The sequence below is a fragment of the Pseudomonas kulmbachensis genome (assembly GCF_963681935.1).
Taxonomy (GTDB): domain Bacteria; phylum Pseudomonadota; class Gammaproteobacteria; order Pseudomonadales; family Pseudomonadaceae; genus Aquipseudomonas; species Aquipseudomonas kulmbachensis.
This window is the reverse complement of record NZ_OY817088.1, coordinates 3,038,069-3,062,320: the sequence shown is the minus strand read 5'-3', so window position 1 is coordinate 3,062,320 and position 24,252 is coordinate 3,038,069. Positions and strand designations below refer to the sequence as shown.

Annotated in this window: 18 protein-coding genes; 14 read left to right on the top strand and 4 right to left on the bottom strand. The window is 59.7% G+C overall.

All coding sequences use genetic code 11. From position 1 onward, the window contains the following. Position 1: 1 nt before the first annotated feature. Together U5A05_RS13940 and U5A05_RS13935 are read left to right on the top strand one after the other, a co-directional pair. Positions 2-322, top strand: a complete 321-nt coding sequence (locus U5A05_RS13940) for a Rieske (2Fe-2S) protein (RefSeq protein ID WP_321836515.1) — start codon at positions 2-4, stop codon at positions 320-322. Continuing rightward, positions 319-1,329 carry a YeiH family protein gene (locus U5A05_RS13935; protein ID WP_261738492.1) on the top strand — a complete coding sequence of 337 codons (1,011 nt, stop codon included), beginning with the start codon at positions 319-321 and terminating at the stop codon, positions 1,327-1,329. The genes U5A05_RS13940 and U5A05_RS13935 overlap by 4 nt, the downstream gene beginning before the upstream one ends. A 57-nt stretch (positions 1,330-1,386) precedes the next feature. Here the strand turns inward: U5A05_RS13935 and U5A05_RS13930 are convergent, their stop codons facing one another. Next, positions 1,387-2,406 carry an AraC family transcriptional regulator gene (locus U5A05_RS13930; RefSeq protein ID WP_261738491.1) on the bottom strand — a complete coding sequence of 340 codons (1,020 nt, stop codon included), beginning with the start codon at positions 2,404-2,406 and terminating at the stop codon, positions 1,387-1,389. Between the two features lie 253 nt (positions 2,407-2,659). Here U5A05_RS13930 and U5A05_RS13925 point away from each other — a divergent pair, with 253 nt between their 5' ends. From U5A05_RS13925 to U5A05_RS13895, 7 genes are all read left to right on the top strand, one after another. Beyond that, on the top strand, positions 2,660-3,214 hold the full coding sequence (locus U5A05_RS13925) for an RBBP9/YdeN family alpha/beta hydrolase (protein ID WP_261738490.1): 555 nt from the start codon (positions 2,660-2,662) through the stop codon (positions 3,212-3,214). 109 nt (positions 3,215-3,323) lie between these two features. Further along, positions 3,324-5,186, top strand: a complete 1,863-nt coding sequence (locus tag U5A05_RS13920; protein WP_321833430.1) for a DUF1302 domain-containing protein — start codon at positions 3,324-3,326, stop codon at positions 5,184-5,186. A gap of 39 nt (positions 5,187-5,225) precedes the next feature. Next, on the top strand, positions 5,226-6,584 hold the full coding sequence (locus U5A05_RS13915; RefSeq protein WP_261738488.1) for a DUF1329 domain-containing protein: 1,359 nt from the start codon (positions 5,226-5,228) through the stop codon (positions 6,582-6,584). Positions 6,585-6,650: 66 nt separating this feature from the next. After that, positions 6,651-7,724, top strand: a complete 1,074-nt coding sequence (locus U5A05_RS13910; protein WP_261738487.1) for a WD40/YVTN/BNR-like repeat-containing protein — start codon at positions 6,651-6,653, stop codon at positions 7,722-7,724. Positions 7,725-7,755: 31 nt separating this feature from the next. Then, complete coding sequence (locus U5A05_RS13905) at positions 7,756-10,287, top strand: efflux RND transporter permease subunit (RefSeq protein WP_321833427.1); 2,532 nt, start codon at positions 7,756-7,758, stop codon at positions 10,285-10,287. Then, positions 10,280-12,058 carry an acyl-CoA dehydrogenase C-terminal domain-containing protein gene (locus U5A05_RS13900; RefSeq protein ID WP_321833425.1) on the top strand — a complete coding sequence of 593 codons (1,779 nt, stop codon included), beginning with the start codon at positions 10,280-10,282 and terminating at the stop codon, positions 12,056-12,058. The genes U5A05_RS13905 and U5A05_RS13900 overlap by 8 nt, the downstream gene beginning before the upstream one ends. A gap of 22 nt (positions 12,059-12,080) precedes the next feature. Beyond that, positions 12,081-13,724 carry a fatty acid--CoA ligase gene (locus tag U5A05_RS13895; RefSeq protein WP_321833424.1) on the top strand — a complete coding sequence of 548 codons (1,644 nt, stop codon included), beginning with the start codon at positions 12,081-12,083 and terminating at the stop codon, positions 13,722-13,724. 15 nt (positions 13,725-13,739) lie between these two features. On the opposite strand, the gene U5A05_RS13890 is transcribed toward U5A05_RS13895, so the two are convergent. From U5A05_RS13890 to U5A05_RS13880, 3 genes are all read right to left on the bottom strand, one after another. After that, positions 13,740-14,864 carry a tryptophan 7-halogenase gene (locus U5A05_RS13890; RefSeq protein ID WP_321833423.1) on the bottom strand — a complete coding sequence of 375 codons (1,125 nt, stop codon included), beginning with the start codon at positions 14,862-14,864 and terminating at the stop codon, positions 13,740-13,742. Beyond that, on the bottom strand, positions 14,851-16,875 hold the full coding sequence (gene lodA, locus U5A05_RS13885) for a CTQ-dependent lysine 6-oxidase LodA (protein WP_321833422.1): 2,025 nt from the start codon (positions 16,873-16,875) through the stop codon (positions 14,851-14,853). The genes U5A05_RS13890 and lodA overlap by 14 nt, the downstream gene beginning before the upstream one ends. A gap of 1,003 nt (positions 16,876-17,878) precedes the next feature. After that, complete coding sequence (locus U5A05_RS13880) at positions 17,879-19,216, bottom strand: amidohydrolase (RefSeq protein WP_321833421.1); 1,338 nt, start codon at positions 19,214-19,216, stop codon at positions 17,879-17,881. 178 nt (positions 19,217-19,394) lie between these two features. On the opposite strand from U5A05_RS13880, the gene U5A05_RS13875 reads away from it, so the two are divergent. The 5 genes from U5A05_RS13875 (at position 19,395) to U5A05_RS13855 (ending at position 24,250) form a co-directional block, all read left to right on the top strand. Continuing rightward, positions 19,395-20,351, top strand: a complete 957-nt coding sequence (locus tag U5A05_RS13875; protein ID WP_321836514.1) for an AraC family transcriptional regulator — start codon at positions 19,395-19,397, stop codon at positions 20,349-20,351. A gap of 191 nt (positions 20,352-20,542) precedes the next feature. After that, entirely contained in the window at positions 20,543-21,898 is a 1,356-nt protein-coding gene (gene benA, locus U5A05_RS13870; protein WP_261738479.1) for a benzoate 1,2-dioxygenase large subunit, read from the top strand. Further along, positions 21,898-22,386 (top strand): benzoate 1,2-dioxygenase small subunit, encoded by a 489-nt coding sequence (gene benB / locus U5A05_RS13865; RefSeq protein WP_261738478.1) that lies wholly within the window; start codon positions 21,898-21,900, stop codon positions 22,384-22,386. The genes benA and benB overlap by 1 nt, the downstream gene beginning before the upstream one ends. Positions 22,387-22,456: 70 nt before the next feature. Continuing rightward, the gene (gene benC, locus U5A05_RS13860; RefSeq protein ID WP_261738477.1) at positions 22,457-23,467 is read left to right on the top strand and encodes a benzoate 1,2-dioxygenase electron transfer component BenC; all 1,011 of its coding nucleotides are present in this window, start codon (positions 22,457-22,459) and stop codon (positions 23,465-23,467) included. A 21-nt stretch (positions 23,468-23,488) separates the two neighbouring features. Further along, complete coding sequence (locus U5A05_RS13855; RefSeq protein ID WP_261738476.1) at positions 23,489-24,250, top strand: 1,6-dihydroxycyclohexa-2,4-diene-1-carboxylate dehydrogenase; 762 nt, start codon at positions 23,489-23,491, stop codon at positions 24,248-24,250. Positions 24,251-24,252: the final 2 nt, after the last annotated feature.

Genomic DNA, 24,252 nt, shown 5'->3' with positions numbered 1-24,252 from the left:
GATGCGAATTGCCGTGCCCGCCGAGAAGGTTCCGGCACCCGGCATGCGCACACTGTTCGAGCCCCCGGGTAACAGCCTGGCGCTGTTCAATGTCGCCGGTCAGCTCTATGCCATCGACGACAGTTGCCCGCATCAGGGCTCTTCGCTGTGCGGTGGCCGACTTGAGGGCCGGGTGATCCAGTGCTGTGCCCACGGCCTGCGCTTTGATCTGGCCAGCGGTTATCTGCTCAATTCCACCCACCTGAAAGTCGCCAACTACCCGATCGAGGTAATCGACGGCCAGGTATTTATTGTCTTTGCTGCAAAGGAACTTGCCGTATGAGTGTTATCGCCTTGGCCTGCGCCCACAGCCGTGTGCGGGAACTGGCTCCCGGTTTTATCGTTAGCCTGACGGTCGCCGCAGCGGCGAGTTTTCTTTCTGAGCACTACGGTGCGCCGGTGATGCTGTTTGCCCTGTTGCTGGGCATGGCGCTGAACTTTCTTGCGGGGGAGGGCACATGCAAGGCGGGTATCGAGTTCACCTCGCGTACCGTGTTGCGCATAGGCGTGGCACTGCTGGGGATGCGCATCACCCTGGAGCAGATTGCGGCGCTGGGCTGGAAACCCGTGGTACTGGTGGTGACGCTCGTGCTGGTGACCATCGTGGTCTCGGTGGTGGCGGCCAAGGCTATGGGTTTTCAGCGCCTGTTCGGCATGCTGACCGGTGGTGCCACGGCCATCTGCGGTGCCTCCGCGGCATTGGCGCTGGCGGCGGCCTTGCCTAACCATCCGCAGAAAGAGCGGGCCACGCTGTTTACCGTGATTGGCGTCTCGGCGTTGTCGACCATGGCCATGATCATCTATCCGATGATTGCCAACTGGCTCGAACTATCACCGCAACAGTCCGGGGTGTTTCTGGGAGCGACCATTCATGACGTTGCCCAAGTGGTCGGTGCCGGCTACAGCATGTCCACCGAGACCGGCGACACCGCCACCGTGGTCAAGTTGATGCGGGTCGCGATGCTGCTGCCGGTGATCGTCTGCGCCGCAATGATTACTCGTATGCAGGGCGCCGATCCCACAGGCAAACGCCCACCACTGTTGCCATGGTTTGCCGTCGGTTTTTTGATCCTGGCGTGTATCAACAGCACCGGTTGGGTGGCGCCGGTGGTGCAGGGCTTTACCAATGAACTGTCGCGCTGGTGCCTGGTGGTCGCAATCAGCGCCCTGGGCATGAAAACCCAGCTCAAGGAACTGGCGGCCGTAGGCATCAAACCTATTTTGCTGATGCTGGGGGAGACGGTATTTCTGGTGGTGCTGGTGCTGCTATTGATGCGCTGGGGCCTGTAAACCGATGCTCCTTTTGCGCTCGCCCGTGGTCACGTGCGGGCGTTTTTTTGTTTGTGCTCAGTTGTCTTTGCGCAGCGCGATTTTATGCTCGCTACGCCAGGCAGCGGGGGGCATGTCGAACTGGGAAATAAACCAGCGGGTGAATGAACTGGGCATGGAGTAACCGAGCATGTCCGTGATCCGGCCCAGCGAGTAACCGGGGTTCTCCAGATAGCGAATGACCAGGTCGCGGCGCACGCTATTGATCAACTCGCTGAAACTGGCCCCGTCCTCTACCAGACGGCGTTGTAGTGTGCGCACGTTCATCCCTTGGCTCTGGGCAATCTGTTCGATGGTGGCGCGCCCCATGGGCAGCAGCAGGTAGATTGATTTGCGCACATCGAACGCCAGTGAACCGTTGTTTTTGCCTTGCAGCGAATCCAGGTAGCGCTGCGCATGCCGAGCCATTGCTTCATTGGCCAGCGGGTTGGCAGTGTCGAGGTTGGTGGCGGGGCAAACGATACCGTTGAACTCGCAACCGAACTCAATCTTGCAGCCGAAAATCCGCCGATGCACGCTCAGGTCGCTTGGCGCTTCATGGGTAAAGCACACATTGATCGGGCTCCAGTGCGCGCCGAGCAGGGCGGCACAAAAGCGATGCATGACGGCGATGGCCAGTTCGATGGCCTGGCGGTTGCTTGTGGCGACCTCGGTGATCAGCTCTTCACGAATGATCACGGTCTTGCCGGTCTCCTCAATGAAAATCGCCAGCGAGTCGTTGAGCAGGTGACGGTACTGCACGATCACTTGCAGGGCATCGCGCAGATTGTTTTGGTGGCTGAGCAGCAGGCTGACTTCACCGAAGTCTGACAAGTGACGCAACTCGGCCATGCGCAGGCCCAGGGTTTCACAACCGCTTTGTTGCGCCGAGTGCTCCAGCAGCGTGACAGCGGCATTGGCCGGAATGCGCTGCTTGGGGTCGCTGAGGATTGCAGGGCTCAAGCCTGCATCAGCCAATAGCGTGTTCACGTTCAGCCGCAAATGGCGAGCCACTTCCAGGTAATTGGTCAGTGCGGCGGATCGGGCTAGAACGGTCATGGCGTGTATGTCTTCCCTTGGGTGACAAAAGAGGTCTCACCAGCGCTACTGCCGCGCATTTATAGAGCTTTGGTCGTGCAATGAAAAGTACCCAAGGGCAAACCATCGCTGTGATCCGCTCCCGCTGTCATCAAAAGAGAAGTGGTTGACGCCAAATGTGAAGCGTTGGGGGCAGTCGAAATCTACTGTGCAGTCAGCAGGGTTCGCAGCGTTGGCGAACGGTTCGATGGCATGTTCAAGGGTGAATGGATCGATGAGTGAAACCACGGTTTTGATTGTTCCGGGCTTGCGTGATCACGTGCCGCAGCATTGGCAGACGCTACTGCAGGCGCGGCTGGGCAAGGTTCGCTCGGTGCCACCGCTGGAGGAACACAAACTCAGCCTGGCGGCTCGCGTGGACGCAATTCAGCGCGAGCTGCAGACCATCAGCGGCCCGGTAATTCTAGTGGCGCACAGTGCCGGTGTGCTGATGGTTGCGCACTGGGCGGCGGTTCATCAGCGCCCGATCAAGGGCGCCTTGCTGGCTGCACCGCCGGACCTTGAGGCCAGTTGGCCGCAAGGCTATCCGACCTCGCAAAGTCTGCGCGCCAATGGCTGGGACCCGCTCCCCAAAGGGGCTCTGCCATTCCCCTCGATTGTGGCGGCCAGCACCAATGACCACCTTGCCAGCTTGCAGGCAGTCACCAGGCTGGCCTTGGGCTGGGGCAGTGAATTGGTCAACCTGGGCGCGGTAGGTCATCTCAATCCTGCCGCTGGCTACGGCGACTGGCCACAAGCCGATGAGTTGATCCGCACGCTGGATCGCTAGCCAAACCCGCTGAATGTCCTGCCTCAAATATGCTCGCACCATCGCCAGGACCGGGTGTGAGCCGTTGTTAAAACCAAAAAACAAAAACAAGAAAAACGGAGACAACGTAATGCATAACATCACAGGTCGCAGCCTGCTGAGCAGCGCCATGCTGCTCGCTTGCATGCCCGCAGCTCAAGGATTTGAACTTACCGACGGCACTGAAGACTGGGCCGTACGCTTCGATAACACGCTCAAGGCCAGCTATGGGCAACGGGTTGAAAGTCAGAACTCGAAAATTGCCGACACCGCCAACCTCAATGACGGCGACAACAACTTCAGTGTCGGCAGCGCCGTCACCCAGCGCGTTGATTTGCTGACCGAGCTGGATGTTGTCTATCAGGGGAAAATGGGCTTTCGGGTCAGCGGCGCAAGCTGGTACGACCACGCGTATGACCATGTGGGCTCCAACTCCAATCCGTTTCCGGGGCAGGCGGGCAACGCCGGTAATCTGGTGGCGGCCCGACCTGCTGGCGGAGGGGCGATTCAGCCCGGTGACTCGCTCAACGGCCATACCGCTCGCAAACATGGGCTAAGCAACTACACCGACCGTTATTACAACGGGCCGTCCGGCGAAATCCTCGATGCCTTTGTGTTTTACAGCACCGAAATCGGTGACGAGTCGATGCTCAGCGCCAAGCTCGGCAAGCACAACGTGTATTGGGGCGAAACCCTGTTCAACGCGGCCAACGGTATCAACTACGGGCAGTCGGCCCTTGACCTGGCAAAGCTGTACAACGTACCCGGCACCGAAACCAAGGAACTGTTCCTGCCGCGCAACCAGCTCTCCGTGTCTTTCACGGTCAACCCTGAGCTGACCCTGGGCGCGCAGTATTTCCTGGAGTTCCAGAACTCGCGCCTGCCTGAAGGCGGAACCTATATGGGCGGCTACGACATGCTGGGCGAGGGCGCCGATGTGTTCTGGTTGCCCGTGCCGGGATTGCTGGGTGGGGCCGGTGCCTACTACGGTGCCCCCCGTGGGCATGATGTCAAACCGCGCAACTCCGGTGATTACGGGTTGATGGCTAAATGGAGCCCGGAGTGGCTGGACGGCACCTTGGGCTTCTACTACCGCAACACCTCGGACCCCATGCCCTCGGTTCTGATCAACGCGCCCAACCTGCACCTGCCGGGGCTGGCCGGTCTGGAAGGCGTCGAGTACCTGACGGCCTATGCCGATGACATCGATATCTACGGCATCAGCCTGTCGAAGGGCGTGGGGCCGGTCAGCGTGGGGCTTGACCTGAACTACCGCGAAAACATGCCGCTGGTGAGCAACTTCAGCACCATCAACTCGACGCTGGCGGCGCAGGCGGGGGCGGGGCTGGTCAACGGCGCCAACCTGATTGGCGGCGTACCGGGCAAGGGTGATACCGGGCTTGCCCGGGGCAAGACCTTGCATGTTGTGCTCAATGGCCTGATGAGTTTTGGCAAGACGCCGCTGTGGGACTCATCGTCACTGGCGGTTGAAGGTGCGATGACCCATCTGGTGAGTGTCGACAAGGGCAAGCAGACCTTCAAGGGCGACTCCAGCTACAGAGGCGTCGATAAGGTCGACACCAATGCCTACACCCTGGCGGTCAACCTGACCCCGACCTGGTTTCAGGTGTTCCCGGGCGTCGATATGTATATGCCGCTGGCCTACAACGTTGGCCTCAAGGGCAACTCGGCGGTGCAACTGGGCGGCAACGAAAATGCCGGCAGCTACTCCATCGGCGTCGCGGCGGATATCTATCAGAAGTACAAGCTGGACCTCAAGTACGTCGATGCTTTTGGCCCTTTCGATACGTGTGAAACCGGCTTCGACAACAACACCCCGGGTGCCAATGGCCTGTACCAGTGCATCCCCGGCCAGATCACTTCCCAAGCCGGACTGTCGCCGCTGTTGAAAGACCGCGGCATGGTCACGGCCTCGTTCAAGACCACCTTCTGATTGACGCTCGAATTATAAAAACAAGTGGAGAGAATTCAGATGCGATTTCTAAACAACATACTGGCAGTGTCCCTCGCTGCAGTGATCAGCGCCCAGGCCCAGGCTGGTGTATCGGCTCAGGACGCGGCAAGGCTGGGCACCAGCCTGACCGGAGTCGGCGGCGAGATGGCGGGCAATGCCGACGGTTCGATCCCGGCCTACAAGGGCGGACTGACCACCCCTCCGGCCAGTTTCAAGGCCGGTGAAAACATGCGGCCCGACCCCTTTGTCGATGAGAAGCCGGTACTGGTTATCGATGGTAAAAACGTCGACCAGTACAAGGGAATGCTGACTGCCACCACGGTGGAACTGGCCAAGCGTTACCCCACCTATCGTATCGATGTGTACCCCACCCACCGCACGGTCGCCTTGCCCAAGACGGTGCTGGACAACAGCCTGAAAAATGCCACCGATGCCAAGAGTCTCAACGGCGGCCTGGCCATCGATAACGTACTGCCCGGTGTGCCGTTTCCGATTCCGCAAAACGGCAGCGAAGCCATGTGGAACCACCTGTTGCGCTACCTGGGTACCAATTTCAATGCCAAGTACGATTCATGGAACGTAGACGCTGCGGGGGTGCCGACACTGTCCACCACGGCGCTGGCGTACATGAATTATCCGATCTACGAAAATATGTCGAAGCCGGTTGCCAGCAGCGATATTTTTTACCAGATGAAGCTGTATTACACCGGGCCTGCGCGGCGTGCGGGCGAGGCAATCATGCTCAAGGACTCCGCCGACCCGCTGGCCCAGCCGCGCAAGGCCTGGCAGTACTTGCCGGGGCAGCGCCGAGTCAAGCTGGCGCCGGACCTGGCCTATGACACGCCCAACCCCGGCACGGCCGGAGCCAATACCTACGACGATACGTTTGTGTTCAACGGGGCGCTGGACCGCTACGACTGGAAGCTGGTGGGCAAGCAGGAAATGATCGTGCCCTACAACACCTACAAACTCACGTACGCGCAGCAGGCCAAGTTGCTGATAACGCCCAACCACCTTGCCCCCGACTATGTGCGTTGGGAGAAACACAGGGTTTGGGTGGTGGAAGCCACGCTCAAGCCCGGTGCACGCCACATCTATCACAAGCGTCGCTTCTATCTGGATGAAGACAGCTGGATCGCTCTGGCCTCCGATCAGTACGATTCGAGCGGCAAACTCTACCGTGGCGCCTTCACCTTTCTCAGTCAGAGCTACGACAAGCAGACCCCTGACACGACACCTTTCATGATCTATGACCTGGTGGGCGGCAACTACAACATCAACGGCATTGTGGGTCCGTACGGCGGCATCAAGTACAGCGAGACCCTGTCTAAAGTGCAGTGGGCACCGGACGCCCTGGCAGGGGCCGGGATTCGCTAAGTGACCGACTCTGGCCCCGGGTTGTGCTCAGGCGCAGCCCGGCGTCGCTTGCCTGGAAGGTGCGGTATGGGTTCTTTGAAAAAAATCATGCGGGTGCTGCTGTGTTCGATGCTCGCGCCGTTGCCGGTCGCCGCTCTGGCGGCGGGCTATGTGGATGTGCTGGAACTGCCGGCCAAGCCCAGTGCTTTGGCCGTGCACAGCCCTTTGGTGGGTATCGCTCGCGCAGGTGAGCGATTGGTCAGCGTGGGGCAGCGCGGCCACATTGTGTATTCCGATGATGCGGGCCAGCACTGGGTGCAAGCCAGCGTGCCGCTGAGCAGTGATCTGAATGCGGTGTTTTTTCCGTCGCCCCGCCAGGGCTGGGCGGTGGGCAATGATGGGGTGGTACTGCACAGCAGCGACGCTGGCGTCACCTGGAGCAAACAGCTGGACGGTCGCCAGATCGGCGATTTGCTGGTCAGGCATTACACCGCGCTGGCAACTGCCGAACCGGCCAATGAGCAATGGCCATTGCTGGTCGCCGAAGGTCAGCGCCTGGCCGCAGAAGGCGCCGACAAGCCGTTGCTGGATCTGTGGTTCGCCAATGACCGGCTCGGTTATGTGATTGGCGTCTTCAACCTGATCCTGCGTACCGAGGACGGCGGTCAGAGCTGGACCCCGTTTCAGGACCGCACCGACAACCCCCAGGGGTTTCATCTGAATGCCATCGCCTCGACCGGCGACGGCCTGTATATCGCCGGCGAGCAGGGCCTGCTGCTCAAATGGCAGGCTGACCAGCAGCGGTTCGCGGCCTTGCAGCCGCCGTATCAGGGCAGTTTTTTCGGGGTGGTCGGCAAGCCTGGTGAAGTGATCGTCTACGGCCTGCGCGGCAATGTGCTGCGCAGCACTGATGGCGGGGCGCACTGGAGCCCGCTCAACAGCGGGGTGCAGAGCAGCATCACGGCCGCGATCATCGATGCGCAAGGTCAATACGAGCTGTTTAGCCAAGCCGGGCACGTGCTGGTCAGCCAGGCGGGCGGCAGCGGCTTGCGGGCGCTGGCGCAGCAGAACCTGCCGCCGGTGGCTGGCGCTGCCTTGGCCGCCGACGGTTCGCGGGTGGTGGTGGGTAGCCGTGGTGCCCAGGCACTGGTCGGCAAGTAAGACCTCGAAAATCTAGAGCGAGAACCCAGACATGGGCAATATCAAGCAAGACAGCATGCCGGTGATCCACGATCTGCGTGACTTCGATCGCCAATCCGGCAACCTGCTGGAACGGCTGGTGTTCAACCACCGCCCGCTGTTCATGGTGCTGATGGCACTGATTACGGTGGTGCTGGGCTATATGGCGGTGACACGTCTGGAGTTGCGGCCCAGTTTTGAAAAGATGATTCCCCAGAGCCAGCCCTATATCCAGAACTACCTGGAGAACCGCCAATCCTTGCGTGGCCTGGGCAACTCGGTACGGGTGGTGGTCGAGAACACCGGGGGGGATATTTTCGACCCCGCTTATCTGGAGGTTCTCAAACAGGTCAACGACCAACTGTTTATCACTGAAGGGGTTGATCGGGCCTGGATGAAATCGCTGTGGAGCCCCGGCGTGCGCTGGACCGAAGTCACTGAAGAGGGTTTTCAGGGTGGCCCGGTAATGCCCGGGACTTATCGGGGTTCGCCTGCCGACATCGAGCAACTACGCCAGAATATCAGCCGTGCCGGGATCGTCGGCAGCCTGGTAGCCAGTGACTTTAAATCCAGCATGTTGATCGTGCCTCTGCTGGATAAAACCTCGGCCACGGGCCAGGGCATCAACTACCAGCAGTTCTCGCGTTTGCTCGAGGAACAGTTGCGCGACAAAATCGAATTCGCCGGTGACAGTGCCGCCCGCAAGGCCGGGGAGGAGGGCAAGGGCCAGTACAAGGTGCGGGTGATTGGGTTCGCCAAACTGATGGGCGACCTGATCGATGGCCTGATTCAGGTCATGATGTTCTTCGGCCTGGCGGTGCTCACTTCGCTGCTGATCATCTACTGCTATACCCGCTGTGTGCGCAGCACGCTACTGGTAGTGGGGTGTTCGCTGGTCGCGGTGGTCTGGCAACTGGGTATCGTTGCATGGCTGGGCTATGCGATTGACCCGTACTCGGTACTGGTGCCGTTCCTGATCTTCGCCATCGGCGTGTCCCATGCGGCGCAAAAGATGAACGGCATCATGCAGGACATCGCCCGTGGCACCCACAAGCTGATCGCCGCCCGCTATACCTTCCGCCGCCTGTTTATTGCCGGGGTCACCGCGTTGCTGGCGGATGCGGTGGGTTTTGCGGTGTTGATGCTGATCGATATCCCGGTGATCCAGGACCTGGCCGTCACCGCGAGTATCGGGGTCGCGGTGCTGATTTTTACCTCTTTGTTGTTGATGCCAGTGGCGCTGTCCTATGTAGGCGTCGGGCGCAAGGCGGCCGAACGTGCGCTGAAGCTCGAAACACGGGCAGACGGGCACAAAGGGTTCGGCAAGCTTTGGGATCTGCTCGACCGTTTCACTACACGCAAATGGGCAACAGGCGCGGTGCTGGTGGCGCTCCTGATGGGTGTTGGCGGCTTTGTGGTCAGTCTGCAACTGCAAATTGGCGACCTCGACAGCGGCGCTCCGGAGTTGCGCGCCGATTCGCGCTACAACCGTGACAACGCCTACATCACCAGTCACTACGCACTGTCCAGCGACCTGTTCGCGGTGATGATCAAGACCGCGCCGGAAGGGTGCCTGAATTACCAGACGCTGATTCTCGCCGACCGACTGGCCTGGGAGTTACAGCAGTCGCCCGGTGTCCAGGCCACGTCGTCGCTGGTCAACGCCGTGCGCCAGATTACGGCGGGTTCCTACGAAGGCAACCCCAAGCTCAACAGCATTCAGCGTAATCAGGACGTGCTCAACTATGCCGCCCAGCAGGCCTCGGTCAATTCCCCGGAGTTGTTCAATACCGACTGTTCGCTGATGCCGGTGATTGCCTTTCTCAAGGACCACAAGGCCCAGACCCTGGACGCAGTGGTGAACATTGCCGACACCTTCGCCAGACAAAACAGCACCCCGGATCGTCAGTTCCTGCTGGCTGCCGGTACGGCGGGGATCGAGGCCGCGACCAATATTGTGGTGCGCGAAGCCAACCGCACCATGCTCCTTTACGTGTATGCGGCGGTCACGCTGTTTTGCCTGATCACCTTTCGCAGTTGGCGCGCCACGCTGGTGGCCTTGCTGCCGCTGGTGCTGACCTCGATCCTGTGCGAAGCCCTGATGGTGTTCATGGGCATCGGGGTAAAAGTCGCGACCCTGCCGGTGATTGCCCTCGGCGTGGGGATTGGCGTGGACTACGCGCTGTATTTGCTCAGCGTGCAACTGCATTACCAGCGCCAGGGTCTGTCACTGGGCGAGGCCTACCGCAAGGCGGTGTCCTTCACCGGTCGGGTAGTGGGGCTGGTGGGCATTACCCTGGCGGCTGGCGTGGTGTGCTGGGTCTGGTCGCCGATCAAGTTCCAGGCGGACATGGGCATTCTGCTGACCTTCATGTTCCTGTGGAACATGCTGGGCGCGCTGATCCTGATTCCGGCCTTGTCATATTTCCTGTTGCGCGGCCCCGCGTTTATCCCTCGTGTTGCCCCTGAGCAACCGGCCGCCAACATTCAAAAACCGGGCATGCGTCGTGCCCGCACACTGTCCGAGAAAGCCAATCATGTCTGAATACACAGCTCCCCTGCGAGACATGCGTTTCGTGCTAAATGAAGTTTTTCAGGTGTCCAGGCTTTGGGCCCAACTACCAGGTATGGCCGAGGTGGTGGATGAGCAAACCGCTGCCGCGATCCTTGAGGAAGCAGGCAAGATCAGCGCCGGGATCATCGCGCCGCTGCGCCAGACAGGCGATGAGCAAGGTTGTACCTGGAGCAGTGCGGGGGTTAAAACCCCGGAAGGTTTTGTCGCCGCCTACCAGGCATTTGCCGCCGGTGGTTGGGTGGGGCTCGGCGGTGCTCCGCAGTTCGGTGGCATGGGCATGCCCAAGGCAATTAGCGCCCAGGTCGAGGAAATGGTCAACTCGGCCAACCTGTCGTTCGGCCTGTACCCGATGTTGACCGCCGGGGCCTGCCTGTCGATTTACGCCCATGCCAGCGAAGAGTTGAAGCAAAAGTACCTGCCGAACCTGTATGCCGGGGTCTGGAGCGGTTCCATGTGCCTGACCGAGGCCCACAGCGGCACCGACCTGGGGCTGATCCGCACCCGCGCCGAGCCACGGGCTGATGGCAGTTACGCGATCAGCGGCAGCAAGATGTTTATCACCGGCGGCGAGCATGATCTGAGCGAGAACATCATTCATCTGGTACTGGCACGCCTGCCGGATGCACCCGCGGGGCCCAAAGGTATCTCGCTGTTTCTGGTGCCCAAGGTGATGGTCAATGCCGATGGTTCCTTGGGCCAGCGCAACGCGCTGTCCTGCGGCTCCATCGAGCACAAGATGGGGATCAAGGCGTCCGCCACCTGTGTGATGAACTTCGACCAGGCCACCGGCTGGATCATCGATGCACCGAACAAGGGCCTGGCGGCAATGTTCACCATGATGAACTACGAGCGTCTGGGCGTGGGTATCCAGGGGCTGGCCCAGGGCGAGCGCTCTTATCAGGGCGCTGTCGAATATGCTCGGGAGCGTCTGCAAAGTCGTGCACCGTCCGGCGCGCAGTATCTGCATCAGGCCGCCGACCCGATCATCGTGCACCCGGACGTGCGCCGCATGCTGCTGACCATGAAAGCGTTGAACGAGGGTGGGCGGGCATTTTCCAGCTACGTGGCCCTGCAATTGGACACCGCCAAATACAGCGAAGACGCGGCCACCCGCCAGCGCGCGCAAGACTTGGTAGCCCTGCTGACCCCTGTGGCCAAGGCGTTTCTCACCGATATGGGGTTGGAAACCACGCTGCACGGGCAGATGGTCTTCGGCGGTCATGGCTATATTCGTGAATGGGGCCAGGAGCAACTGGTGCGCGACGTGCGCATCACCCAGATCTACGAAGGCACCAATGGCATCCAGGCCCTGGACCTGGCAGGGCGCAAGACTGTGGGCAGCGGCGGGGCACTTTACCGGTTGTTCGCCGACGAGATGCGTCAGTTCACCGCGTCTGCTGGTGCCGAGCTGGCCGAGTTCTGCAAACCGCTGAACGCGGCCCTGGATAATCTGGACGAACTGACCGCCTGGTTGCTGGATCGCGCCCAAAACAACCCCAATGAAGTCGGCGCAGCCTCGGTCGAGTACCTTCAGGTGTTCGGCTATACCGCCTACGCTTACATGTGGGCACGGATGGCCGGGGCGGCGCTGGGCAAACAGCAGGAAGATGACTTCTACGCCAGCAAGCTGGGCACTGCGCGTTTCTACTTCGCTCGCCTGTTACCGCGAATTCACTCCCTGAGCGCGTCAGTCAAGGCGGGCAGCGAAAGCCTCTACCTGCTCGATGCAGCGCAGTTCTAAAACAGTTTCAGGAACAACCACAATGCTGAACACAAAAATAATTCCACCAGCACCCGGGGCCTACACCTACCCCCTGTTAATCAAGAGCTTGCTGCTGTCGGGTGAGCGCTATGAGCCCGACAATCAAATCGTCTATGCCGACACGCTGCGCTACAGCTACAAGACTCTTAACCAGCGCATCCGCAGGCTGGCCAATGCGTTGACTGCTGCAGGGGTCAAGGCGGGAGACACGGTGGCCATGCTCGATTGGGACAGCCACCGCTACCTGGAGTGTTTTTTTGCGGTGCCGATGATTGGTGCCGTGCTGCACACGGTCAATATTCGTCTTTCAGCGGATCAGGTGCTCTACACCATGAACCACGCCGAAGATGATCTGGTACTGGTGCATGATGACTTTGCGCCCTTGATCGAGCAGATTCACGCTGGGTTGACCACGGTTAAAGGCTATATCAGGCTTTCGGATAACCCCGCGAGCGGCACTCAATTACCGGTGTTGGGCGAGTACGAAAACCTGCTGGCCGAGGCTTCGGCTGACTATGACTTCCCCGACTTTGATGAAAACTCGGTGGCGACGATTTTCTACACCACGGGTACCACCGGCAGCCCCAAAGGGGTGTACTTCACCCATCGCCAGTTGGTGCTGCACACTCTGACGGCCGCCGGTTCCCTGAGCGGTTACCAGAGCATGCCACTGCTGCGCTCCGATGACGTTTATATGCCCATCACCCCGATGTTCCATGTGCATGCCTGGGGCGTGCCCTATGTGGCGACCCTGATGGGCATCAAGCAGGTGTACCCCGGACGTTACGAACCCAACAGCCTGGTCAGGCTGTTTCGCGAAGAGAAGGTCACATTCTCGCATTGCGTACCGACCATCCTGCAAATGATCCTCGGCTGCGACGAAGCCAAGGATACGCGCTTCGACGGCTGGAAAATGCTCCTGGGCGGCAGTGCCCTGACCTTGGGAATTGCCAGCCAGGCCAGCGCCAAAGGGATCCAGGTTTACAGCGGCTACGGTATGTCCGAGACCTGCCCGTTGCTGTGCACCAGTTTCCTCAGTGCAGCCGAGATCCAACAGTCGACCCAGGTGCAGCTCACTCAGCGCATCAAGACCGGCATGCCCACGCCGATGGTGGACCTGAAACTCATCGATGGCAGCGGCCATGTCGTGGCCCACGATGGCGAGTCCCTGGGCGAGATCGTGGTACGGGCGCCATGGCTGACCCAGGGCTATTTGCATGAGCCCGAAAAGGGCGCCGAACTGTGGCAAGGCGGTTGGATGCACACCGGCGACCTGGCCTCCATCGACCCCAAGGGGCGGGTTGAAATCAAGGATCGAATCAAGGACGTGATCAAGACAGGAGGCGAGTGGATCAGCTCTCTGGACCTGGAAAACCTGATCAGCGAACACCCCTCGGTGATCTCTGTCGCCGTGGTGGGGATTGCTGACGAACAATGGGGGGAGCGGCCAATGGCGCTGGTCGTGTGTGTGCCAGGGCACACGGTCGATCAGCCGATGCTCGAAGCCCACCTGCTACAGTTTGTGGCCTGTGGCCGGATCAACAAATGGGCCATCCCCAAGCAGTTCGACTTTGTGGCCGAAATCCCGAAAACCAGTGTTGGCAAGATCAACAAGAAGTTGATTCGGGAAAATCAGCGACTGTAGCAAAACAGGGCTAACTCAAATCACCTCAGCATTGCCCTGGCGACGAGCCCAGAACGGTTGATCGCTGTACCGGGTTTCGACGTTGTAATAGCTGCGCTTGAGGGTTTGATACTCCTCCACATGCCGCTGGATATCGTCAGCGTAAGCAGCCTGTTGCAGGGCGTGATCCTGAGCCCGGTCAATGCAACTGGCGGCAAGTCGCGCGGCATGTATTCCAGTGCTCAAGGCGTAGCCGATACCCATGGATGACAAGGGATCGAACGCCGCTGCGGCATCACCCGCTGCAACCCAGCCATTGCCACAACTGGGTTGTAGTTGCTGTGAATGGGCAGGCCATACGTGCAACTCACCCGTCAGGGTCCGTTCTCCCAAGCGCAGGCGTGTATTGGGGGCCTGTGCGAGTGCGCTTTTCCAGAGCATGGACCGGTCGCAATGGGAGGCTTGCAAGACGTCGGCGTCGGTCATCAGCACGGCAATTGTCCTGCCATCCGGGATCGGTGCGCTGTACCACCAACCCAGCGAAATGGCTTCGACCAATGAGCTGGATTCGACCGGCGTATCGCTGGCGGCAAAGTAGGCTGACACGCCCACCAGACGATCATGTTGTACCGTCTTTGCGCCAAGCGCTCGCCCGAGCCAGGCACTGCGCCCACTGGCGTCGATCAGGTAGCGGCACCAAATTGGTTGATCAGGCTCATTGTCCAGTTTGACTGTCCAGCCTGACGCTTGCCTGTGGACCTGCCTTACTCGTGCCCCCAGCACCAGATGTGCGCCGAAACTGCGGGCTGCATTGGCCAGGCCAGCATCGAAACGTGCGCGATCCAGATGCCAGCCGTGCCCGCGACCGGTAAACAGGAAGTCGCGGGTGCTGACCTGTGCATCTCCCCAGGCAGCCGTGAAGGCATGGGATGGGGCAAAATTACCCTGGCGAAAATGCTCGCCAACCCCCAGATAGTCCAGCAAAGGCAGGACGGCAGGGGACAAAGTCTCACCAACCTTGTCCTGTCCATAGCCGGTTTGTTCCACCAGCATCACCGAGAGACCGGTATGACGAAGCAGGGTGAGGGCCGCCGCACAACCGGCGGGACCTCCTCCTGCAATCACCACATCAACGATCTTCGGCTCGTTAGCGGCCAACATGACCTCGAGTCGACATGGCCCCGAAGACCTGGATTTTCTTATGCTGCGGGTCGGGCGCCAGATACCAGGTGTTAAAGAAGTTGACGTCAGCACCGCTTACCACGTTGGCCGCACTGGCCACCGCCACACTGGCGCTGATGAAACGCTCGTTATTGCGCTCGGTCTCCACGAAGTTGGGGAACAGATCGCGATAAGGCCCTGTCACTTCGTTGGTGATAAACCCCAGGTAATGCCAGGCCTGGATCATCTCCGCGAAGCTATTGATGCCCCGGTTGTAGATCGATTGCATGCCCGCGGGTATTCCGGCCTGCTCCTGAGCCTGTGCCGATAGATTGCCGGGGATAATGTTCCAGGGGCTTTGTGGCGGCCACCAGTAGGCGTAGTACGCAGGAGGTTTAGGAATGCCGTCTGCCTTGTTGGTTTGCGGGTCAGTGAAGTTGATGTTCTGCACGGTGCACTGATAAAAGTCCGACTGCCATGGTGTGGCCATGCGCTTGGTCAAGTCTCCGGGTTCGCAACCCTGGAAGGAGGTCGAGGGGTCGGTCTCGTTTTCACCAGGCTGCAGGCCGTGTTGGCGGTAGTAGTCTTCATCGTGCCTGTGTTTGATCCGATAAGGGGCTTCATAAAGCTCCTTGCTGTAAAGACTCCATGTGACCTCAATGCCCGGACAGAACGGCCCGCCAACGCAGTTCCCGATGCTTGCGCGGTCCAATTCGACCACCTGCGACACGGGCTCGCACTCAAGGTTGTCAAACTTGCCGTCTGCCCATTGGCTTAGCAGGAAGTATTGGGTCCGGGTCAAGGTCAGGAACTTGTCCAGTACCTCATTGCTGACAGAGTTGGAACCCGAATTGAGCGGCATCAACGGAGCGTTGCTGCCCTTGTCGAATAACTCGGCGGTTTGGCCACCGGTAAAACCGTTTTCGCCGGGCCTGCGGAATAAGCTGAAATAAGCCTGACGGTACTGCAGGGCCTTTTCACTGGGGTCAGTCGCATCGAAAGGTGCAGGCGAAAAACTGTTGAGTGCCGGGATCGCTGCCACCCAACGGTAACCCGCCGGACGCTTGATAATCGGCTCAATATCGCGCTGGTAGTTGGCGATGTAATTGGTGTTGTACTGTTGTTGGCTGTAAAGCTCAGGGTTAAGGTTCAGCTCACGGACACCTACATCGAACGCCACATCATCGAGAGTGACAATGTTCTGCAGTTCGGGTGCGAACTTGGGTGAGGCCACAACACACCAGGCCTTGAGGATTTGCGGCTCGCTACTGTCCTTGAACGTCAGCTTGCAGGTAACCGGGCCATCAGAGATATCGTCATGCCAACTGTCGGCCCCGGCAAAGCTGGTGATGGGCAAATTGCCTCCGGCATGGCCGAATCCGCCCAGTACCAGCAACCGACCCTGACTGTCGGTAAGGATCGCACCTAACGTATTGATGGCAAGGCCCTGGTCTGGCTTGTCGTTAGGGGCGTACGACGGAAACGAACCGTGGGTGTAGTCCGGGGGGATGTTGGTGCGGGCGAATTGCAGTTGAGGCTGGAGCGAGCCGGATACAGAGCGTGGGCCTGGATCAATAAGCAACTGGCTTTGTCGATCGTTGGTAGCAACGTTGCTGTTGCGCAAGGGCACTTTCCAGGCCTCATAGCTGTTGTCAGCCCCCAACAGCAGGTTGCCCTGTAATTCACTGAAGGTATACCAAGCGGCTTTTTTGTTGGCCAGGTGAACCGTCCACTCCATACCGGCAATAGCGGGGTCGGCCAGTGTTACCTCATGGCTTGTTCCGTCATCATCCACTGCAAACAGGCAAAAGCGCGCGGCCTGACGCTTGATACAGGCCTGCCCGTCCTTGTACTGACTGACATACACGGGTTGCCCGTTATCCAGAACTTGGTCTCCCTGTGGGCTGCAAACCAATGGTCTGCCGCCCAATTGCTCCGGGGCCAGATAAAAGTCGGTCAGACTGTTGCCCACACGCGCAATACCGATGCTGGGACCGATTACATACTTCATTACCGCTCTCCTTGTCTTGCTTTCCATAGTCCCGCAGCCCATGCAGAGGCGTAGGGGGTTGCTTGCAGGTCACCGCAAGACGACAGGAGCCAATACAGCGTTACCAGACAGATTTGGCCGGAACGTCAGTGCGTAAAGTATGAGGTCACAACGACAGCCCAGGCAGGCGGTCTGTTGGAAAACGAAAGGGGGGGAAAGAGCGACGTCATGGGCAGGTCTGTCCAGTACGCCGAAAACAGTCGGATATGAGTGTTCATCCTTGTAACTGTCCAGATTCCTTGGTCTCTGAACTCTAGCCTCTGCTAAACAGATGTCAAATTGATATCGAGCAATATCGATGGGCGATGCCTGGGGATGTCATATTCGGGGGCGCCGAACCCTGTGCGGGAGCTGCGGTGCAAGTTGCTGCATCGCGAGCAGGCTCGCTCCCACAGTTTTTCAGTACAACCGTGGATCTGTGGGAGCTGGCTTGCCTGCGATGGCAACACCACGGTCTGTCAGTTTGACCGGGCCGCATCTGCCAATAATGAGTCAATTACGCCGCGCGCCAATTCAACGCCGTGAATCACATTCCATAACTGCTCGGCGTCAAAGCCGCTGAGGTGGGGGCGGATATCGTCGGCGTTGGTTTCTGCGCCTTTGAGCAGTAGCGAAATAGGGTGGCAGCTGCGTGCGGGCTGACAGGCCGAGGGAAAGTACCAAAGCTCGGTGCACTCGAAAGTGCCCCGCACGCAGCCGCCATAACACAGGAAAATGTGTAAAGCGCTGAATTTGGTAAATCCGGGCAGTCTGTCAGGACCGGTCACTGACATCAGTGACCGGGCGAGACTATCCACGCCATTTCAGCGCCGCAAGGCGGTGGGGATTCTCTCGGAAACTTCCCGCGAAGGAAATCGACGAGGCAGGTGCAGACGTTGCAAGTTATGTGGGGAACACCGCAGATCCACCGTGGGAGTGAGCCTGCTCGCGGTGCTGCTATCGCGAGCAGGCTCACTCCCACAACTCAGAGGCTGCTTGCCGCTCGTCCCGGATAATTCATCACAAACTGCACATGGGCCTTCACGCCCGTGGCCAGGGTTGCATCGTCGACGGTGAAGTAGGGGCTGTGGTTGTTCGCCGCTTTGCTCATGTCCTGTCCTTCAGGCGTGGCGCCCAGGAACACGAACAAACCCGGCACCTTTTCGGCGTAGTACGAGAAGTCTTCGCTTGGCGACAGGGAAGCTGGCAACAGTTGCACCTTGCCCGGAGCTGCCAGTTCCAGTGCCGGAACCATGGCTGCGGTCAGTTGCGGGTCGTTGCGGGTGACCGGGGCATGGTTGACCAGCAGCAAATTGGCTTCGGTCTCATAGGCACTGGCGATGCCTTGCACCAGTGGCGGCATTTTTTTCAGCAGGGTGTCGCGCACCGCAGCGCTGTTACTGCGAATGGTGCCGGTCATTTCCACGGTCTCGGGAATGATGTTGGCCGCAGAACCCGCATTGATTGTGCCGACACTGATCACGCCCATGCCTTGGGTCAGGTCGGCACGCCGACTGACCAGGGTTTGCAGGCCGTTAATGATGCCGGCGCTGGCCACCACCGGATCAACGCCGCTCCAGGGCGCCGAACCATGGGTTTGCTTGCCCTTGACGATGATACGAAAGCCATCGCTGCTGTTCAGCACCGTACCGGCCTTGTAATACAAATGACCGGTGGGATAGCCCGCCATCACATGCACGCCGAAGATGGCTTCGACCTTGGGCGAATCCAGGGCGCCGTCGCGGATCATCGCCTGCGCGCCAATCAGGGTGTCGGCCGCGAACTCGTCCACATCTGCCGCGCCTTCTTCCGCAGGCTGGAACAGGAACACCACCGTGCCCGCCACCTGGTCGCGATGTTCGGCGAGCACTTTGGCGGCGCCCAGCAGCATGGCGGTGTGGGTGTCATGCCCACAGGCGTGCATCACCGGCACGGTTTTGCCCAAGCGAATGCCGGTAGCCTGGCTGGCAAAGGGCAGGCCGGTCATCTCCTTGACGGGCAGTGCGTCCATGTCGGCCCGCAGGGCCATTACCGGGCCAGGCAGGCCGCCCTTGAGCACGGCGACCACGCCGGTTTTGCCCACTTGGGTACGCACCTGAAAGCCCAGGGCCTTGAGCTGCTCGGCGACCAGGGCGGCGGTCTTGAACTCCTGATTGCCCATTTCAGGGTTCTGGTGAATGGTGTGGCGCAGGTCGATCACCTGCGTATTGACCGCAGCGACGGCCGGGTCAACCCAGCTCAGGTCGCCAGCCTGGCTGGTGGTGGCAGTCAGTGCGCTGAGCAATGCAAGATACAAAGGGGCAGGGCGTAGACGAGTGAACATCGGTCTTCTCTTGCTTGTTTTTAGATCGCACAGGGTATGTCGTCGCCCACCGCAGTTGCGCAACCGGCGGGCTAAAAGTGTTCGATTACCGAACGTTAGCCAAGAGTCCAATTGCTCTGTCATCGTGCCCAGGCCTACTCTGACAACCATAATAATGACAGTACCGAGTACCTTGCCGATGGATAGCCGCCTGCTGAGTGAGCGCAGTAGCGTGTTCCGACACGCAGACCCACATGCCGTCTCCGATTATGTGAACCAGCATGTCGGCCCGCACTGTATTGGCCTTTCCAGGACCACCCGGCCGCTGGCCAGCCTCAATCACCGTAAATTCGCCGAGCTTGACCTGTGCCGTATCAGTTATGGCGGCAGTGTGCGGGTGACCTCGCCCGCGCTGGAGACCCTCTTTCACTTGCAGGTGCTGTTGAGCGGCAATTGCTTGTGGCGCGGGCCGACCCGCGAGCACCACCTGGTGCCGGGCGAGCTGCTGCTGATCAACCCGGATGACCCGGTCGACCTGACCTACTCCCAGGACTGCGAGAAGTTCATCCTAAAACTACCGGTCAGCCTGCTCGAATCGATTTGCGACGCACAGCGCTGGCGGCGGCCCGCGGGCGGTGTGCGCTTTATGCGCAACCACTACCGGCTCGACGAACTGGAAGGGTTTCTCGGTTTGCTGGGCATGGTGTGCCAGGAGTCCGAGGCCAGCGACCCGTTGTTGCGGGTGCAGGAGCACTACACGCAGATTGTCGGCAGCAAGCTGCTGACCCTGATGCAGACCAATATCAGCCGTGAAAACCTGGCATCAGCCAGTGCCGGTATCGAGCGCATCCTCGACTACATCGAACGCAACCTGAAGCTGGAGCTGAGCGGTGAAGACCTGGCCGTACAGGCGTGCATGAGCCAGCGTTCGCTCTATACCCTGTTCGAACGCCAACTGGGCGTCACGCCCTTGCAGTACATCCGCCAACGCAAACTTGCGCGGGTCCATGCCTGCCTGAGTGACCCGAGTTGCCCGGTACGCAGCCTGACCGAACTGGCGCTGGATTACGGTTTTCTGCACCTGGGACGGTTTTCCGAAAGCTATCGCTTGCAGTTCGGCGAACTGCCGTCGAGCACCCTTAAACGCCGGCATTGAGATACCCAAAAACCCGTAGCAGCTGCCGAAGGAACGCAGCCTCGTTCCTTCGGCAGCTGCTACAAGTTGGCGAGTGCTGTCTTTAGCCTTTGTGCAGTAATCGGATAGCGATCCGCAGTAAACGGATATTGCTCCTTGTATCGATTCCCTAACCTGACCCGGCCCTGATAATAACAACGGAGGCCCTGGCCATGTCCCTGGGAATCGATTACTTGAATGCCATGCTTGAAGAAGACAAGGAGAAGGGCATCTACCGCTGCAAGCGCGAGATGTTTACCGACCCTGATCTCTTCGAACTCGAAATGAGCCAAATCTTCGAGGGCAACTGGATCTACCTCGCCCACGAAAGTCAGATCCCCAACGTCAACGATTTTTTGACCACCACTATTGGCCGTCAGCCGATCTTTATCGCGCGCAATAAAGCGGGTGAGCTCAACGCCTTTCTCAACGCCTGCAGCCATCGCGGCGCCATGCTGTGCCGGCACAAGACCGGCAACCGCGCCAGCTACACCTGCCCGTTCCACGGTTGGACCTTCAACAACAGCGGCAAGCTGCTCAAGGTCAAGGACCCGAGTGCCGCCGGTTATCCCGAAGGGTTCAATTGTGAAGGCTCCCACGACCTGACCAAGGTGGCCCGTTTTGAGTCCTATCGCGGCTTTCTGTTCGGCAGCCTCAACCCGGACGTCAAATCCCTGAGCGAGCACTTGGGTGAATCGGCCAGGATCATCGACATGATCGTTGACCAGTCTGCCGATGGCCTGGAAGTGCTGCGCGGCGCCAGTTCTTATATCTACGAAGGCAACTGGAAACTCGCAGCCGAAAACGGCGCCGATGGTTACCACGTCAGCTCCGTGCACTGGAACTACGCCGCCACGCAAAACCAGCGCACCCTGCGCGAAGCTGGCGAAGAAATCAAAACCATGAGCGCTGGCAGCTGGGCCAAGAGCGGTGGTGGTTTCTACTCTTTCGACCACGGCCATTTGCTGCTCTGGACCCGCTGGGCTAACCCCGAGGATCGCCCGGCCTACGAGCGCCGAGACGAACTGGCCCGCGACTTTGGCCAGGCCCGCGCCAATTGGATGATCGAAAATTCGCGCAACCTGTGCCTGTACCCCAACGTGTACCTGATGGATCAGTTCAGCTCGCAAATCCGCATCGCCCGGCCAATCTCCGTCGACAAGACCGAGATCACCATTTACTGCATCGCGCCCAAGGGCGAGAGCAGCGAGGCGCGCACCAAACGTATTCGTCAGTACGAAGACTTCTTCAACGTCAGCGGCATGGCCACCCCGGATGACCTGGAAGAGTTCCGTTCCTGTCAGACCGGCTACGGCGCAGGTCGGGGCTGGAATGATATGTCTCGCGGGGCCGAGCACTGGGTCGAAGGCGCGGATGCCGCTGCCGAGGAAATCGACCTCAAACCCTTGTTGTCCGGTATTCGTACCGAAGACGAAGGCCTGTTTGTGCTGCAACACAAGTACTGGCAGCAAACCATGCTCAAGGCCGTTGCCAGCGAGCCAACGCTGATCCCCGTGGAGGCCGTGTAATGAATAGCCTCTATGCCAGCGTGCGGGATTTTTTGTATCGCGAAGCGCGTTACCTGGACGACGCTGAATGGGATCAGTGGCTGGAGCTGTACGCCGCCGATGCCAGTTTCTGGATGCCGTGCTGGGACGACAACGACACGCTGACCGAAGACCCGCAAAGTGAAATTTCGCTGATTTGGTACGGCAACCGTGGCGGCCTGGAAGACCGGGTGTTCCGGATCAAGACCGAGCGCTCCAGTGCGACCATGCCGGACACCCGCACCTCGCACAACTTGAGCAATATCGAGATCGTCGACGAAGCCGACGGGCTGTGCCGCGTGCGTTTCAACTGGCACACCCTGAGCTTTCGCTACAAGACCACCGACAGCTACTTCGGCACCAGCTTCTACACCCTCGACATGCGCGGCACGCAGCCGCTGATCAAGGCCAAAAAAGTCGTGTTGAAGAATGACTACGTGCGTCAGGTCATCGACATTTACCACATCTGATCAACGTTGTGATGCGTGCCTGAAGGTGCCAGTGGGCGCCCGGGGCCCGGCATCGCCCGCGAGGTACATTATGAGCTTTCAAATTGCGCTCAATTTCGAAGACGGGGTCACCCGTTTTATCCAGGCCAACGACCAGGAAACCGTCGCCGACGCGGCTTACCGCCAGGGCATCAATATCCCGCTGGATTGCCGCGACGGTGCTTGCGGCACCTGCAAGTGCTTTGCCGAAGCCGGGCAATACGAGCTGGGCGACGAATATATTGAAGATGCCCTCAGCGAAGAGGAGGTTGCCCAAGGGTATGTGCTGACCTGCCAGATGCGCGCCGCAAGCGACTGCGTAGTGCGCGTTCCAGCCTCTTCGGCAGTGTGCAAGACCCAGCAAGCCAGCTTTGAAGCGGTTATCAGCGATGTGCGGCAGCTGTCAGAGAGCACCATTGCGCTGTCGATCAAGGGCGAGTCCCTGAACACCCTGGCATTTTTGCCGGGCCAGTACGTCAATCTGCAAGTACCGGGCAGCGAGCAGACGCGGGCCTATTCCTTCAGCACCCTGCAAAAGAATGGCGAGGTCAGCTTTCTGATCCGCAATGTGCCGGGCGGGCTGATGAGCAGCTTTTTGACCGGCATTGCCAAGGCGGGCGACAACATGACCCTGGCCGGACCACTGGGCAGCTTCTATCTGCGTCAGATCCAGCGCCCATTGCTGCTGCTGGCCGGTGGGACCGGGCTAGCGCCGTTTACCGCCATGCTGGAAAAAATCGCCGAGCACGGCAGCCCGTACCCGGTGCACCTGATCTATGGCGTGAGCAACGACTTTGATCTGGTTGAGCTGGATCGCCTGCAAGCCCTTAGTGAGTGCATTGCCAATTTCAGTTTCAGTGCCTGCGTGGCCAACCCGCAGAGCCAGCACCCGCTCAAGGGTTATGTCACCCAGCATATCGAGGCCTGCCATCTGAACCAGGGCGATGTCGACGTGTACCTGTGCGGCCCGCCACCGATGGTGGAAGCGGTCAACCTGTACATCCGCGAGCAAGGCATTACACCGGCCAACTTCTACTACGAAAAGTTTGCCGCTGCTGCTTGATCCCTTTTATCCGAGGTTGCCATGAACAACAGATTCGATAACAAGGTCGCGCTGGTGACCGGCGCCGCTCAAGGCATTGGCCGCCGTGTGTGTGAACGGTTGCTGGCCGAAGGTGCGCAAGTCATTGCGGTAGACCGTTCCGAGCTGGTTTTTGAGCTGCAAGGCGAGGGCGTGCTGGCCCTGACTGCCGACCTTGAGCAGTACACCGACTGCGCCCGAGTGATGGCGGCGGCGGTGCAAGCCTTCGGCCGACTGGACGTACTGATCAACAACGTGGGCGGCACCATCTGGGCCAAACCGTTCGAGCACTACCAGGTTGAAGAAATCGAGGCAGAAGTGCGGCGTTCGTTGTTCCCCACCTTGTGGTGCTGCCATGCGGCACTGCCGTACATGCTGGAGCAGGGCCAAGGGGCGATTGTCAACGTCTCGTCCATCGCCACTCGCAGCATCAACCGCGTGCCGTATGGCGCGGCCAAGGGCGGCGTTAACGCATTGACTGCCTGCCTGGCCTTCGAGAACGCCGAGCGCGGCATCCGGGTCAATGCCACAGCCCCCGGCGGCACCCAGGCTCCGCCGCGCCGTATTGCCCGCAACCCCGGCGAACAAAGCGAAGACGAGAAGGGCTGGTATCAGCAAATCGTCGACCAGACCCTCGACACCAGCCTGATGAAACGCTACGGCACGCTGGATGAACAGGTCGGTGCGATCCTGTTTCTGGCCAGCGACGAAGCCTCCTATATCACCGGCGTAACCCTGCCGGTCGGCGGCGGCGATCTCGGCTGAAA

Coding starts and splice junctions, on each gene's coding strand:
- U5A05_RS13880 (WP_321833421.1), bottom strand. CDS start 19,216: ATGTTCACTCGTCTACGCCCTGCCCCTTTGTATCTTGCATTGCTCAGC.
- U5A05_RS13930 (WP_261738491.1), bottom strand. CDS start 2,406: ATGACCGTTCTAGCCCGATCCGCCGCACTGACCAATTACCTGGAAGTG.
- U5A05_RS13875 (WP_321836514.1), top strand. CDS start 19,395: ATGGATAGCCGCCTGCTGAGTGAGCGCAGTAGCGTGTTCCGACACGCA.
- lodA (WP_321833422.1), bottom strand. CDS start 16,875: ATGAAGTATGTAATCGGTCCCAGCATCGGTATTGCGCGTGTGGGCAAC.
- benC (WP_261738477.1), top strand. CDS start 22,457: ATGAGCTTTCAAATTGCGCTCAATTTCGAAGACGGGGTCACCCGTTTT.
- benA (WP_261738479.1), top strand. CDS start 20,543: ATGTCCCTGGGAATCGATTACTTGAATGCCATGCTTGAAGAAGACAAG.
- U5A05_RS13890 (WP_321833423.1), bottom strand. CDS start 14,864: ATGTTGGCCGCTAACGAGCCGAAGATCGTTGATGTGGTGATTGCAGGA.
- U5A05_RS13935 (WP_261738492.1), top strand. CDS start 319: ATGAGTGTTATCGCCTTGGCCTGCGCCCACAGCCGTGTGCGGGAACTG.
- benB (WP_261738478.1), top strand. CDS start 21,898: ATGAATAGCCTCTATGCCAGCGTGCGGGATTTTTTGTATCGCGAAGCG.
- U5A05_RS13895 (WP_321833424.1), top strand. CDS start 12,081: ATGCTGAACACAAAAATAATTCCACCAGCACCCGGGGCCTACACCTAC.
- U5A05_RS13920 (WP_321833430.1), top strand. CDS start 3,324: ATGCATAACATCACAGGTCGCAGCCTGCTGAGCAGCGCCATGCTGCTC.
- U5A05_RS13915 (WP_261738488.1), top strand. CDS start 5,226: ATGCGATTTCTAAACAACATACTGGCAGTGTCCCTCGCTGCAGTGATC.
- U5A05_RS13940 (WP_321836515.1), top strand. CDS start 2: ATGCGAATTGCCGTGCCCGCCGAGAAGGTTCCGGCACCCGGCATGCGC.
- U5A05_RS13925 (WP_261738490.1), top strand. CDS start 2,660: ATGAGTGAAACCACGGTTTTGATTGTTCCGGGCTTGCGTGATCACGTG.
- U5A05_RS13855 (WP_261738476.1), top strand. CDS start 23,489: ATGAACAACAGATTCGATAACAAGGTCGCGCTGGTGACCGGCGCCGCT.
- U5A05_RS13910 (WP_261738487.1), top strand. CDS start 6,651: ATGGGTTCTTTGAAAAAAATCATGCGGGTGCTGCTGTGTTCGATGCTC.
- U5A05_RS13900 (WP_321833425.1), top strand. CDS start 10,280: ATGTCTGAATACACAGCTCCCCTGCGAGACATGCGTTTCGTGCTAAAT.
- U5A05_RS13905 (WP_321833427.1), top strand. CDS start 7,756: ATGGGCAATATCAAGCAAGACAGCATGCCGGTGATCCACGATCTGCGT.